At 63.1% G+C, this 13,032-nt stretch carries 15 protein-coding genes and 1 riboswitch; of the genes, 6 read left to right on the top strand and 9 right to left on the bottom strand.

What is annotated here, in order from left to right:
• The gene (mqo, locus tag JWV26_RS05415) at positions 1–1,500 is read right to left on the bottom strand and encodes a malate dehydrogenase (quinone) (protein WP_206418562.1); all 1,500 of its coding nucleotides are present in this window, start codon (positions 1,498–1,500) and stop codon (positions 1–3) included.
• A 463-nt stretch (positions 1,501–1,963) separates the two neighbouring features.
• A complete protein-coding gene (locus JWV26_RS05410; protein ID WP_072424313.1) occupies positions 1,964–2,194 on the bottom strand; it encodes a hypothetical protein in 231 nt (76 codons plus the stop codon).
• A gap of 166 nt (positions 2,195–2,360) precedes the next feature.
• Between JWV26_RS05410 and JWV26_RS05405 the strand changes: the two genes are divergently transcribed.
• Positions 2,361–2,945 (top strand): YajG family lipoprotein, encoded by a 585-nt coding sequence (locus JWV26_RS05405; protein ID WP_004424536.1) that lies wholly within the window; start codon positions 2,361–2,363, stop codon positions 2,943–2,945.
• Positions 2,946–3,006: 61 nt separating this feature from the next.
• Here JWV26_RS05405 and JWV26_RS05400 read toward each other — a convergent pair whose 3' ends face one another.
• On the bottom strand, positions 3,007–3,213 hold the full coding sequence (locus JWV26_RS05400) for a hypothetical protein (RefSeq protein ID WP_004424534.1): 207 nt from the start codon (positions 3,211–3,213) through the stop codon (positions 3,007–3,009).
• A 274-nt stretch (positions 3,214–3,487) separates the two neighbouring features.
• Here JWV26_RS05400 and JWV26_RS05395 point away from each other — a divergent pair, with 274 nt between their 5' ends.
• Positions 3,488–3,763 carry a hypothetical protein gene (locus tag JWV26_RS05395; protein ID WP_074916392.1) on the top strand — a complete coding sequence of 92 codons (276 nt, stop codon included), beginning with the start codon at positions 3,488–3,490 and terminating at the stop codon, positions 3,761–3,763.
• Positions 3,764–3,827: 64 nt separating this feature from the next.
• Here the strand turns inward: JWV26_RS05395 and JWV26_RS05390 are convergent, their stop codons facing one another.
• Entirely contained in the window at positions 3,828–4,991 is a 1,164-nt protein-coding gene (locus JWV26_RS05390; RefSeq protein ID WP_206418561.1) for a 1-acyl-sn-glycerol-3-phosphate acyltransferase, read from the bottom strand.
• 99 nt (positions 4,992–5,090) lie between these two features.
• Here JWV26_RS05390 and JWV26_RS05385 point away from each other — a divergent pair, with 99 nt between their 5' ends.
• The 3 genes from JWV26_RS05385 to JWV26_RS05375 are packed head-to-tail and all read left to right on the top strand — an operon-like array spanning position 5,091 to position 6,178.
• Complete coding sequence (locus tag JWV26_RS05385) at positions 5,091–5,273, top strand: CPXCG motif-containing cysteine-rich protein (RefSeq protein WP_017675389.1); 183 nt, start codon at positions 5,091–5,093, stop codon at positions 5,271–5,273.
• Positions 5,273–5,533, top strand: coding sequence for a putative signal transducing protein (locus JWV26_RS05380; RefSeq protein WP_072424310.1), 261 nt, complete (start codon positions 5,273–5,275; stop codon positions 5,531–5,533). Before JWV26_RS05385 ends, JWV26_RS05380 begins: the two co-directional genes overlap by 1 nt.
• Positions 5,534–5,560: 27 nt before the next feature.
• Positions 5,561–6,178 carry an SOS response-associated peptidase gene (locus tag JWV26_RS05375; protein ID WP_055986979.1) on the top strand — a complete coding sequence of 206 codons (618 nt, stop codon included), beginning with the start codon at positions 5,561–5,563 and terminating at the stop codon, positions 6,176–6,178.
• An 81-nt stretch (positions 6,179–6,259) separates the two neighbouring features.
• Here the strand turns inward: JWV26_RS05375 and JWV26_RS05370 are convergent, their stop codons facing one another.
• The gene (locus tag JWV26_RS05370; protein ID WP_093052872.1) at positions 6,260–8,410 is read right to left on the bottom strand and encodes a methyl-accepting chemotaxis protein; all 2,151 of its coding nucleotides are present in this window, start codon (positions 8,408–8,410) and stop codon (positions 6,260–6,262) included.
• Positions 8,411–8,604: 194 nt separating this feature from the next.
• Here JWV26_RS05370 and JWV26_RS05365 point away from each other — a divergent pair, with 194 nt between their 5' ends.
• A complete protein-coding gene (locus JWV26_RS05365) occupies positions 8,605–9,426 on the top strand; it encodes a M48 family metallopeptidase (RefSeq protein ID WP_072424307.1) in 822 nt (273 codons plus the stop codon).
• 53 nt (positions 9,427–9,479) lie between these two features.
• On the opposite strand, the gene JWV26_RS05360 is transcribed toward JWV26_RS05365, so the two are convergent.
• From JWV26_RS05360 to JWV26_RS05345, 4 genes are all read right to left on the bottom strand, one after another.
• Positions 9,480–9,923 carry an ester cyclase gene (locus JWV26_RS05360; protein ID WP_206418560.1) on the bottom strand — a complete coding sequence of 148 codons (444 nt, stop codon included), beginning with the start codon at positions 9,921–9,923 and terminating at the stop codon, positions 9,480–9,482.
• A 111-nt stretch (positions 9,924–10,034) separates the two neighbouring features.
• Complete coding sequence (locus JWV26_RS05355; RefSeq protein ID WP_139271244.1) at positions 10,035–10,616, bottom strand: TMEM165/GDT1 family protein; 582 nt, start codon at positions 10,614–10,616, stop codon at positions 10,035–10,037.
• Between the two features lie 94 nt (positions 10,617–10,710).
• A riboswitch (yybP-ykoY riboswitch) is annotated at positions 10,711–10,831 on the bottom strand.
• 37 nt (positions 10,832–10,868) lie between these two features.
• Positions 10,869–11,864 carry a class I SAM-dependent methyltransferase gene (locus JWV26_RS05350; protein WP_206418559.1) on the bottom strand — a complete coding sequence of 332 codons (996 nt, stop codon included), beginning with the start codon at positions 11,862–11,864 and terminating at the stop codon, positions 10,869–10,871.
• A 125-nt stretch (positions 11,865–11,989) separates the two neighbouring features.
• Positions 11,990–12,955: a 2-hydroxyacid dehydrogenase gene (locus tag JWV26_RS05345; RefSeq protein WP_206418558.1), complete on the bottom strand. Its 966-nt coding sequence runs from the start codon at positions 12,953–12,955 to the stop codon at positions 11,990–11,992.
• Positions 12,956–13,032: the final 77 nt, after the last annotated feature.

Here is a 13,032-nt window from a genome sequence, read left to right as displayed (position 1 = left end):
TCAGGCGCTGGGGATGTCGAGCTGCAGGCGCTGATTCGATTGCGTCTGCACTTCGTGGTAGCGCGCGGCGTCGCTGGACAGAACATCGGCCATGGCCGGGAAGATCTCGTCCAGTTTGCTGCGCCATTCGTCGCTCTTGGCCTGCTCGGGGAAGCAGCGGCGAATCAGGTCGAGCATGATCGACACGGTGACCGATGCGCCCGGCGAGGCGCCGAGCAATGCGGCGATGGTGCCGTCGGCTGCAGCCACCAGTTCGGTGCCGAACTGCAGCACGCCGCCGTTCTTACTGTCCTTCTTGATGATCTGCACGCGCTGGCCAGCGACTTCCAGGCGCCAGTCCTCTGCCTTGGCTTCGGGGTAGAAGCCGCGCAGGGTGTTCAGGCGCTGCTCCTCGGACTGCATCACTTCCTTGATCAGGTAGCGGGTCAGGTCCATGTTGTCGCGCGCCACCGCCAGCATCGGGCCGAGGTTGTTGGGGCGTACCGACAGCGGCAGGTCAAGGAACGAGCCGTGCTTGAGGAACTTGGTGGTGAAGCCGGCGTAGGGGCCGAATAGCAGGGATTTCTTGCCATCGACCACGCGGGTATCGAGGTGCGGTACCGACATCGGTGGCGAGCCCACGGCAGCCTGGCTGTAGACCTTGGCCTGGTGCTGCTTGACGATCTCAGGGTTGTCGCAGCGCAGCCACTGGCCACTCACCGGGAAGCCGCCAAAGCCTTTGCCTTCGGGGATGCCGGACAGCTGCAGAAGCGGCAGCGCGCCGCCGCCAGCGCCGAGGAAGACGAACTTGCTCTTGAGCTTGCGCGTGGCGCCGGAGCGGGTGTCCTTGATGTCCACCAGCCAGCCTTCACCGTCGCGTTTGAGGTCGGTGACCTTCTGGTTGCAGGTGACCTTGGCGTCGGGCTGGGTGGTCAGGTAGGCGAGCATCTGCTCGGTGACCGCGCCGAAGTTGACGTCGGTGCCGGCCTGCACACGGGTCATCGCCAACGGTTCGCTGTCATCGCGGCCCGGGATCAGCAGCGGCGCCCATTCGGTGATGGTGGCGCGATCCTCGGTGTATTCCATCTCGGTGAAGGCGTGATGCTGACGCAGGGCCTCGAAACGCTTCTTGAGGAAGGCGATGCCGCTTTCGCCGCGCACGAAGCTCATGTGCGGCACCGGGTTGATGAAGGTCTTCGGCGAGTTGATCGCGCCTTTTTCGATCAGGTAGGCCCAGAACTGCTTGGACTCCTCGAACTGGGCGTTGATGTTCACCGACTTCTTGATGTCGATGCTGCCGTCCGCGCCTTCCGGGGTGTAGTTCAGCTCGCACAGCGCGGCGTGACCGGTGCCGGCGTTGTTCCAGGGGTTGGAGCTTTCCACTGCGCCGGACTCGCGCAGCTCTACCACTTCCAGGGTGATGCCGGGGTTGAGTTCCTTGAGCAGTACGCCCAGGGTCGCGCTCATGATGCCAGCGCCAACCAGCACCACATCTACGCTTTGGTAATCGTTATGCGCCATTAACCTCTCTCCAAGAAAACTGCACCAGATGGATGGCCGTTCGGCCTTTCAGGGCGATACCGGCAGACTCAGGCGTGATGCCCTGTCGTTCGGCGGGGAGGGTCAAGGCTGGGATTTGCGGACGCAAAACTGTTCATCTGTTCGCCACACTCTTGTGAAGTTTGTAAAAACCGTTTTTTCACGCTCTTTTGGAGCGGTGAACCTCAAAAGCTCGACTGCCTCGGCGCGCTTTTGCCCGTGCAAATCATGCAATGCATGGCTGCATAACTGCTCTGCATATGGGCGGAAAGCGGCTGGCCGGAAGCGGCAGCTCGAAGTGGGCGACTCTCTGGGGCGGGGCGATGACGTTGCATCGGCGAGGTCGTTCGGCCCGATCAGGAGACGTCCTTATAATCGGGGCGTGATTATAACGGTGAATGAGGGGAAATTGATCGCCCCTGCGTGACTTTTATTCTTCCGCCGGTCAGGCCGCCAACGGGCGAGCGGCTGGTGCGTGTGTGACGACCGGGGTGATTCGGGCGCTGGCAGGCAAGGGGGAGCCCAGCCAGGAGATGCTCGGCTCGCGAACTTCCACCCAGCCAGGCTGGCTCGGGTGTTCCTGCATCTGCCGCAGGGCACGGCAAAGCCCCTGACCATCGATCAGGGCAAAATGGCGCATCGGGCGAGCGCGGCTGAACAGACGGCGCAACAGCATGGCGAAGGCTCCAGCGTGGTGACGGGTATCTTTATGCCAGGGCGCGGTGACAGGCCGATGACAGGAACCGCAATGCTGTGCTGGCGGTCCTATGCTGCACCACTGTCGGCCTCAGGCCGCGCTGGGTATACTGCCGGCCACTTTTACCTCACTCGGAGAGATGAGCATGCTGCACCGTGCGTTGATCGCCTTGCTTGCTGCCGCCAGCCTGACTCTGGCCGGTTGCGCCCTCAGCCCTCAGCAACTCACCCCGCAACCCAAGCTCACCAGCTCATTGACTCCCGTGGGTCAGGGCCAGCCGGTGGTGGTGCGCGTGGTCGATGGCCGTCCTTCGCCGGTGCTTGGCACCCGCGGTGGCCTGTATCCGGAAACCAGTTCCATCAGCGTCAGCCCCGAGTATGTGCTGCCCAAGCTGCAGGCTGAGGCCGAGGCTGCTGTACGTCTGCTCGGCTTCACCCCGTCGGCCAACGCCTACAACGCGCCGCAGCTGACCATCACCCTGGCGGAATTGAAGTATCAGTCGCCGAAAGAGGGTATGTACGTCACCGAGGCGGATATCTCCGCTTCCATTCGCGCTGACGTTCAAGGTGGCAGCCGCCGCTATACCGGCCGTTACGGCGCCTCGCTGAACCAGCGTTTCGGCACTGCACCGAACCAGCAGACCAACACCAAGCTGGTGGGTGACGTGCTCAGCGACGCGCTGACCCGTGCGTTCAAGGACCCGACCATTGGCCAGGTTCTGCTGCAGTAAGTCCTAGCATCGCTACGAAAAACGCCCCGCATTGCGGGGCGTTTTCATTTGTCCTGGGTCTTCATGCCGCTTCGGCGTAGAACTCCGGCAGGCTCATGCCGGTGCGGTTGTCGATGTCCGGCAGGTCGTAATGCTCGTGACCGCCAAGGGCGCAGTACACCAGCCAGTGCTGGTCCTGCACGTTGAAGGAGAGTTCGTCGACCACGGCGTCCACTTCATCCAGCGAGTCGATCAGGTAATCGCGATCCAGCGGTTGTGAATTAAGCATGGCAGGTCCTCCAGGGACGTTGAGGTTTGGCTCCAGCAACAGTCGTGACTGTTTGGTCACTATTGGAGATACAAACCCTAGGCCAGGCATATGACAGTTTTCAGACGATTTCGGGATAGCGGGCCGCGTTCGTCGGAAACGAACCTTATAAAAGCGCTAGTTCAGTACACTGCGCGACGACTTTTCGAGGGTCGAGACGTACCGTTTCTCGGCCGAAATCCCCATTCTGGTGCAGTGGCGGGGTTGCTGCACCATGCTGTTCTCGAGGTGTTGCATGTCGCTGCAGATGTTGTGGTCGCTGTTTCTCGTCCATCCGGCCGGGGTGGTGAATTCGCTGGCATTGTTCTTCGCGTTGGCGGGTGCCTGGCTGTGTCTGATGACTCGCGTGCGTGAGCAGCGCGGTATGGCGCGCGTGCTGGCTCAGGGTGAGCTGGACGAAAGCGAAGCACAGGATGAGCGCACTGTGCGCATCAACCGCTTCTTCTACCGTTTTGGCGCCGTCTGCCTGGGCGCAGCCCTGCTGCTGTCCTGGCTCAGCACACGGCTTTGATGCTTGAGCGCTAAACGAAAACGGCAGCCATCAGGCTGCCGTTTTCGTTTGTAGCGCGGGCCTCTTACAGAGGCAGACCCGCCTTGATCCGATACTGGTTGCGCACCGGATTGGCGTACTGCAGGACCAGGAACGGTTTTTCTTCGGCGCTGCAGGCGGCCAGGCGTTTGTTCCATTGCGCTTCGGCCTTGGCCAGTTCCGCGGCATCGAATACGTCGCTTGCTGCTGGCACGTTCAGCTCGGCCTCGCGGCCTTCCCACATGGCGTAGGCCAGGTAGTGCACGGGGAACAGGCGATACTGGCCGAGAATGTGACGATCCATCTCTTGGGCAAGCTGCTTGGTGTCCTCCAGGCCGGCGACAGGCGGACTGAAGTGCAGATGCACGCGCCCTTTGTAGCCGGTGATGCCCAGGGCGATGCTGGCGTCGTCTTCGCCCGGCGCCTTGGTATAGCTGCCCGTGGCGGCGCGTACGCAGAGTTCGCGGGCCTTGGCCAGGTCGCAGGGATCGTACTCGTAGCTGATCGACACCGGGATCAGGTTCAGCGAATCGATCACGGCGGCGAACGGCTCATCCTTGCGGCTCATGTGGAACATCTTGAGGATGGCCGAGTCGGTACGGTCGTCGCCGTCCTTGGCGCGGCCCTCGGCCTGGGCGATCCAGATCGACTCGCCATCTTCGCGAATCGAGTGGTTGATATAGGCCGAGAGCAATTGATAGGCCGCCAGCTTCTCGCGTCGCCCGCTGATCGAGCGGTGCACGATGAAGCTCTTGTTCAGGCGCATCAGGTCGCTGACGAAGGGGCGCTGCAGCAGGTTGTCGCCGATGGCGATACGTGGCGTCTGCAGGCCGGCGTGGTAGACGGCGTAATTGACGAAGGCCGGGTCCATGACGATATCGCGATGGTTGGCCAGGTACAGATAGGGCTTGCCCGGTTGCAGGTGTTCCAGGCCGGAGTAGCTGATGCCATCACTGGCATGCTCGATGGTGCGATCGATATAGGGTTCGATCTTTTCCTGCAGCTTGGAAACCGAATCGATGCTGGCGAACTCGCTGCGCAGCCGCGCAGCGATCAGCGGCTTGAGCAGCCAACCGAGTGGCCCGGCCAAGCGCGGGAAGCGAAAACGGGTGAGGGTGCCGAGAAACGCCGGGTCGGCGAGCAGGCGCGCCAGTACGGGGCGCACTTCTGCATCGGCATAGGGTCGGATGGCATCGAATGCGCCCATCATGCTCTCTTGTTCTAGAACGGCTAAGGTTGAAAGGGGGTCTGCTTAAACAGGGTGAGCAGTAGACCGGCGATTATACCGCCAAGTCACAAGGAGGCCGCGATGCTGGAAAGCCAGTTGTATTATTGCCCCTATTGCGGCGAGCCGGCCGAGGCGCTGCTGGATTTGTCGGGTGGTGATCAGTCCTACATCGAAGACTGTCCGGTGTGCTGTCGGCCGATCGAGTTCGAGCTGCGTACGGACGGCACCGAGTGGGAGTTGGACGTTCGCGGGGAGAACGACTGATGCAACGAATCTACGAACCGGAAAACCTGCTGGAAGGGCAGATGCTGGTGGACATGCTGGCCAGTGAGGGCGTTGAGGCGCATCTGCTCGGTCAGCATCTGGTCGGTGCGGTGGGGGAGTTGCCGGCGTGCGGCCTGCTCGGCTTGGTCGTCGCTGATCACTACGCCGAGCGGGCACGGACGCTGATCGCTGAGTACAATGCGGCGCAACCTGTGCCTGGCGATGAGCCAGAGTCCTTTCAGGGCGTGTTGCTCTGTTGACGCGCCCCCTGCCTGTCGAGTCGTTTCATGTGTGGACGTTATGCCCTGTTCCGCTGGTCGCCCGCTTTTGCGGCGTTACCCGGCTTTCCCGCTGACCAGAAGCCGCACTGGAACCTGGCGCCCAACGGTCAGGTGCTGATGTTGCGTGCTGGCGAGCAAGGGCCGCAAGCGGCCGCGGCGCGTTGGGGGCTGACGCCGGCGTGGCTCAAGGATCTGTCCAAGACCCCGGCTCATGCCCGCGCCGAAACCCTGGCCGAGCAGCCGATGTTCCGTGAGCCCTTCCGCCAGCGCCGCGCGCTGCTGCCGGCCAATGGCTTTTATGAGTGGCGCGGTGGCGCGCGCAAGCGGCCGTACTGGATGAGCAACGGTGAGCCCCTGATGTATTTCGCGGCGTTGTGGGAGCTTTATCCGGTGGGCGGGCAGGAGTACCTGAGCGTGGCGCTGATCACTCAGGAAGCTGCCACGCTGCGGCGGCCCTTGATTCTCGGTGAGCACGAACAGGCGTTGTGGTTGAGCAACGACACGCCGCCCGAGCAACTGGCAGCGCTGCTGCTCAAGCCGCAGATGGCGCTGCGTGAGCGCGCGCTGGCAACGTTGGTCAACGATCCACAGCTGGATGCGCCGGAGTGTCTGACTCCGGCTTGAGCCTGCGCAGGGTCTCGAGGGTCGTCCATGCTGTGCACGCCGCGGCTGGCCTAGAGCCGCTGCATGCGGTGATGAAGTCCCTTACACCTTGAACTGGTTGATCAGCCTACGTTGCTGTTCGGCCAGCTTGGTCAGTTGGGCGCTGGCCTGGCTGGCTTCGTCGGCACCGCCGGCCACCTCGTTGGCGACCTGGCCGATATTGGTGACGTTGCGGTTGATATCCTCTGCGACTGCGCTCTGTTCCTCGGCCGCGCTGGCGATCTGCGTGTTCATGTCGTTGATCACCGATACCGCCTGGGTGATGGACTCCAGCGATTGAGCGGCCTGGTTGGCGTGCTCCACGCTATCGTCGGTCTTGCTCTGACTCTGCTCCATCACCTTGACCACTTCGCGGGTGCCCTGCTGCAGCTGCTGGATCATGTTCTGGATTTCTTCGGTGGCCTGCTGGGTCTTCTGCGCCAGGTTGCGCACTTCATCGGCGACCACGGCAAAACCTCGACCTTGCTCGCCGGCGCGGGCTGCCTCGATGGCCGCATTGAGGGCGAGCAGGTTGGTCTGCTCAGCAATGCCGCGTATGGCGACAAGGATGGCGTTGATGTTCTCGCTGTCCTTGGCCAGGTTCTGCACCACGCCCACGGCGCGGCCGATTTCGCTGGCCAGTGCGGCGATGGCGGTGGAGGTTTCCTGCACCACCTGCTTGCCCTGATTGGCCGCGCGGTCGGCGTGGTTGGCCGCCTCGGCAGCATGAGTGGCGTTGCGCGCGACATCCTGCGCGGTGGCCGTCATCTCGTGTACCGCCGTGGCCACCAGTTCGATCTCGGCCAGTTGCTTCTGCACGCCCTGGTTGGTGCGGATGGCGATGTCGGCGGTGTGCTCGGAGGAGTCGCTGACCTGCTGCACCGAGGTCACCACGGAGGCGATCATCGTCTGCAGTTTGGCCAGGAAGGCATTGAAGCCTTGAGCGATCTGTCCCAGCTCGTCCGTACGGTCGACCTGCAGGCGCACGGTCAGGTCGCCGTCGCCCTTGGCAATGTCATCGAGCATGCCGACCATCTGCCGCAGCGGGCGGGCGATGCCGTAGCCGACGAACCAGATTACCAGCAGACCCAGGCCGGCGATCAGCAAGCCCACCAGCGTCATGCCCAGGGTGTCGCCGTCGCGTTGGGTGACAAGCTCAGCCTGCAGTTGGCGCAGGTCTGCCATCACGGTGTCCAGCGGCAGTACCAGCATCAGCACCCAGCGAGCGTCGGTCTGGCCGATGGTGAAGCTGAGGAATAGCTCGATGTGGCTGTCGGCGGGATCGTCCTCGACATGCACGTCGTACTTCGGCATGCCAGGCTGCAGGCTGCTCAGGTTGGCCAGTTCGTTGGCGTCGAGCAGCTCGGTAGCGGGCTCGCCAAGCTTTTCCGGTGCTTGGGTCGAGGCGACGATACGGCCATTGCTGGCGATCAGGGCGATCTCGCCGGCGCCGCCATAGAGCTGGGCGTCGGCCTTGACCAACAGTTCCTGGATGAAGTTGACCGCCAGATCAGCCCCGGCGATACCACGAAACTCGCCGTTGACCAGAATTGGTGAGGTGAAGGAGGCGAGCATGGTCATCTTGCCGCCGACGTCGTAGGGGGCTGGATCGATCACGCAGGGGCGTTTGCGTTCCTTGGGGCACAGGTAGTATTCGCCCGCGCGCACGCCGGTCGGCAGCAGTTCCTCGCTCTCGGTCGAGCCGATGGCATCGACACCGAGACTGCCGTCGGCATTGCGATACCACCAAGGCAGGAAACGGCCGGTACCGTCGTAGCCATTTTCCTTGCTACCGGCGTACATATCGTCGCTGGCGTCGAAGGCGTTTGGCTCCCAGCCCAGGTAGCTGCCGAGCAGCTTGGGATTCTGCGCCGTGGTTTCATGCACCAGGTTGGCCAGTTCTTCGCGGCTGATGCTGAGCAGCGGGCTGCCGCCGGCATCGGTCATGCCGAGCATGGCGTTGACGCGCGCCAGGTCGGCGGTGATCTGCAGGGGCGCTTCCAGTTCTCGCTGGATTTCGCTGACCTGGGCCTGCGCCAGCGAGGAAAGGCGCTGCTCGATAACCTGCTCAAGCAGGACCTGGGTGCGTTGCTGCACCAGATTCTGGGTTCGGTCGCTGGCGAACAGGGCATAGAGCACCAATGCCACGACCACTGCCAGCACACTGGCTCCGGCGAGGAATGCGACGGAAAACTGGATCGACTTGAACTTCATGGGAGCTCCCGAGCGCAGTGTGTCCTGTTACGGGCTATCGGCCGTGACAGGGGAAAACCTTAATAGGCTGATGCGGAGCATCTGGCTGCTGTTGCATTTAGCAAAGATGGCGCACGGCTATCGCGCAAGTGACGCGGTTGCTCGTGCCACGGGGGCGGCCTAGCATAGGGCGTCCGATTCAAGGAGAAGGCTCGATGAGCAAGGTTCTATATCTGAGTGGCCTGGCTGCTGCCGTGCTGCTGGCAGGGTGTCAGGCCGTCAATACCACCAGTGGTGGTGCGGTTGGCGTGGAGCGCAAGCAGTACATGTTCAGCATGCTGTCAGCCGAAGAAGTCAATCAGATGTACGCGCAGTCCTATCAGCAGACGCTGAGCGAGGCGTCGAGCAAGGGTGTGCTGGACAAGACCAGTAACAATGCCAAACGCCTGCAGGCCGTCGCCGCTCGCCTGATTCCGCAGGCGCCGCGTTTTCGTCCGGATGCCGCCAACTGGCAGTGGGAGGTCAATCTGATCAAGAACCCCGAGCTCAATGCCAACTGCGGGCCGGGCGGCAAGATCATTTTCTACAGTGGCATCATCGAGCAGCTGAAGCTGACTGACGATGAAATCGCCGCGATCATGGGCCACGAGATGGCGCATGCCCTGCGTGAGCACAGCCGTGAGGCGATGTCCAAGGCATACGGTATTCAGGTGGCCAAACAGGGCGCCAGTGCCTTGCTCGGACTGGGCGAGAGCGGGATGGCCATGGCGGATACGGTGGTGCAGTACAGCCTGACATTGCCCAACAGCCGCAGCAACGAGAACGAGGCCGACCTGATTGGCCTGGAGCTGGCCGCACGCGCGGGCTACAACCCGAATGCGGCCATCAGCCTGTGGCAGAAGATGGAGGCCGCCGGTGGTGGGGCACCGCCCGAGTTCATGAGTACCCACCCGTCGTCCAGCAGCCGTATCGCCTCACTGCAGGCGGCGATCCCCAAGGTGATGCCGCTGTACGAGCAGGCCAAGGCCGGGCGTTAATTTCGGGCCAGGAAACGGCGCGGCGTGATTGTTCACGGCGCGCCGTTTGCGTTTCAGGGCAGGGCGATTTCTGCAAGTGGACGGGGTTGCAGGCCCAGCTGAGCGCGGAAGCTTTCCATGTCGAACATGGTGCAGATTTCCTGGATCTCATTGCCCGGTGTCAGGGACCAGAAGGCCATGGCCGAGATGCTGAGGACCTTGTCGCTGGGTGGATAACCTAGGGCGGGTTTCTGGATGGTGCCGATCAGGGTACTCCAGGTGACCACTTTGTAGTTCTCGGCGATGCATTCCTCGACCAGTACCTGCAGGTCCGGCATGGCGTAACGGATGTTCTGGACCATCTGGGCGAAGCCGGCGCTGCTGAGCGGGGTGCCGATGAACGAGCTCTTGTAGAGAAAATCGCGGCTGTGCAGTTGTTCGGCCAGCGCCAGGCGCCCCTTGTTCCAGGCCAGGTCGATGTGCTGGCACACCACCTTCTTGCGATCATCCAATGACATGTTGTCCTCCCGGCTGCAGGCCGTCTCCATGTGACGTGGCACGCACTTTAGCAGCAGGGAGGAGGGGGCTGGAATTGGCCGAAATGCCGGCTCGTTGACGTCAGTGGTTCGTCAGATCAGGCCGCTCAGCTTCAGTGCCTGGTAGCCGGCATAGATTGCCAGCGCGGCGAAGGCGCAGGCGGCCAGGCGGCGGATCAGGGTCAGCGGCAGGCGTTCGGCGGCGAAATTGCCCGCCAGCACCACAGGTACGTTAGCGATCAACATGCCCAGCGTGGTACCAATCACCACCAGGATGAAGTGCGGGTACTGCGCGGCCAGCATCACGGTGGCGACCTGGGTCTTGTCGCCCATTTCAGCGAGGAAGAAGGCGATTAGCGTGGTGAGGAAGGGGCCGTATTTCTTCAGGCCGGATGCTTCGTCGTCGTCGAGTTTGTCCGGTACCAGAGTCCAGGCCGCCACGGCGACGAAGCTGGCAGCGAGAATCCAGCTGAGAGTGGCGGGGGAGAAGAAACCGGCGACCCAGTTGCCGACGGCGCCAGCGGCGAAGTGGTTGGCCAGGGTGGCGACGACTATGCCCCAGATGATCGGCCAGGGTTTGCGAAAACGGGCGGCCAGCAGCAGGGCGAGCAACTGGGTCTTGTCACCAATTTCGGCGAGGGCAACGATCAGGGTGGGGACGAACAGCGATTCCAGCATCAGGTTTCCTACAGGGGGCGGGTCGACACGGCTTATGACACGAACGACCTTCCCGCCCCGGGTATAGGTTGTACGTGTCATAGGTCTTGTCAAACCGCAGGCCTCTCTATGTAGGCCTTGGGTCGTATACGCCATGCTCTGCGGAGCAAGTGTGTTGACGTATACCGGGCGAGCAGGGCGCTCGCGGGAGACTACTCCCCTAGGACGGGCGCAATTGTGCCCAAGCGCCGCATTGGGAGCAACCCCAATTCAGCGTCGGGCGCCGTAGATGCGGAATCCATCGGCGTCTGCCAGGGTGCGGCAGGGGCCGAGATGACGCTCGATCAGGGGGGGATACTTGAGGAAACTGTTGGCTACCAGGCGCAGCTCGCCACCTTTTATCAAGTGGCGAGCCGCCTGGCTCAGCAGGTTCTCGCTGGCCTGGTAGTCGGTGTGCACGCCCTGATGGAACGGCGGGTTGCTGACGATGGCGCTGAGTCCCTCGGGTGCCGATTCGATGCCCGTGCCGGCGATCAGGTTGGCTGACAGGCCATTGCGCGCGAGGGTCAGGCGGCTGCTTTCCAGGGCGAAGGCGTCGACATCCAGCAGGCTCAGCTCGCTATCTGGGTAACGCCTTTTGAGCGCGGCGCCGAGCACGCCAGCGCCGCAACCGAAGTCGAGCAGGTGGCCGCTGGGCAAGTCATCCAGATGCTCCAGCAGCAGCGCGCTGCCGCGATCCAGGCGGCCATGGGCGAATACGCCGGGCAGGGTAACGATTTCCAGTGCACCGCCGGCCAACTGCAATGGGTAGCTCTGTGCCAGGGCATGCAGGTCCGGTACTGCTGGCGCTTGATCCACTTCGACGCACCAGAGTTGGCAGTGTCGCGCGCTGTCGAGCTTGCGCGGCTTGCCATAGGCGGCCAGCTGTTTCGCTGCGCGTTCGATACCGCCACGTTTTTCACCGACCAGGTACAGCGGCTTGCCTGCCAGGCGCGAGGTCAGCGCTTGCAGCAGGTAGTCGGTCAGCTCGCGTGACTTGGGCAGGAACAGCACAGCGGCGCGATAGTCGCCTTCCGGCATGCGTATGCCGAAGTGGCTGCGACCGGCAAAGCGTGCGGTGAGCAGTGCCTGATCACCCGCATGCCAGTTCCAGCCATGTGCCTGCGGCAGGGCGCCAAGCAGGTCGTCAGCCGGCAGGCCGGCCAGTAACAGCTCGCCGCTGAACAGCTCGGCCTGGCGCAGGAGAACTTCGCTTCGCGGGTCCATGGTGCTTCCTGAAATCTGTGACGCGGAAAAGTAAGAGGGGCGGGAGTGATCTCGGCTCGCGAAACCAGGGCATCGCTGTTAAAGCGCAGCGCTGGCCCGTCGCTCCCTAAATAAAGCTGCGCAGCTTACCCGACGACTCGCAGCGGCGCACCGGCGAAGAAACCAGCGGCGTTTTCCACGACCTGGCCGACGATGCGCTGGCGCGCTTCCTGGCTGCCCCAGGCGCTGTGCGGGGTGACGATGAGGCGCGGGATATCGGCGGCCAGTAGCGGGTTGCCATCCTTCGGCGGCTCCTGCGTCAGCACGTCGGTGGCAGCGCCGCCCAGATGACCGCTGCGCAGGGCATCGGCCAGTGCCTGTTCGTCGACCAGGCCGCCACGCGCGGTGTTGATCAGGAACGCCCGCGGCTTCATCAGCGCCAGCTCCTCGGCGCCGATCAGGTTGCGGGTTTGCTCGTTGAGGGGGCAGTGCAGGGTCAGGGCATCGACTTGCGGCAGCAGTTCGTGCAGCGGCAGGCGATCGGCGCGCGCGGGCCGGCCAGGCAGTTGGCCAAGCAGCACGCGCATACCGAAGGCTTCGGCCAGGCGGGCCACGGCGCCGCCCAGTTCGCCATGGCCGAGCATGCCCAGAGTCTTGCCTTCGAGTTCGACGATGGGGTGATCGAGCAGGCAGAACTGACTGGCTTGTTGCCAATGACCGGCAGCGATATCGCGCTGGTAGTCGGGCAGGCGTGTGGCCAGGGCCAGCAGCAACATAAAGGTGTGTTGTGCCACGGACGGGGTGCCGTAGCCCTGGCAGTTGCATACGGTCACGCCATGGGCACTGGCGGCTTTCAGGTCGATGTTGTTGGTGCCGGTAGCGGTTACCAGAACCAGTTTCAACTCGGGGCAGGCCGCGAAGGTGGTGGCATCCAGCGGCACCTTGTTGCTGATGGCGACCTGGGCACCCTGCAGGCGTTCGGCGACCTGATCCGGACGCGTGTGCGCGTGCAGGGTCAGCTCGGCGAACGCCTGATGCAGCGGTTGCATGTCGAGGTCGCCAAGGTCGAGGGAGGCATGGTCGAGGAAGACGGCGCGTGGGCTGTTGCTCATCAGCTGTACCTTTTCGCAGGAGGTTCGCAAGAGTAGATTGGCGAGCCTACCAGACCTTCAGCGTCGATGCGGAGCCA

The organism is Ectopseudomonas toyotomiensis (assembly GCF_017167985.1).
GTDB lineage: Bacteria > Pseudomonadota > Gammaproteobacteria > Pseudomonadales > Pseudomonadaceae > Aquipseudomonas > Aquipseudomonas toyotomiensis.
The sequence above is the reverse complement of the archived record's forward strand: the minus strand, read 5'-3'. Positions and strand labels throughout refer to the sequence as shown.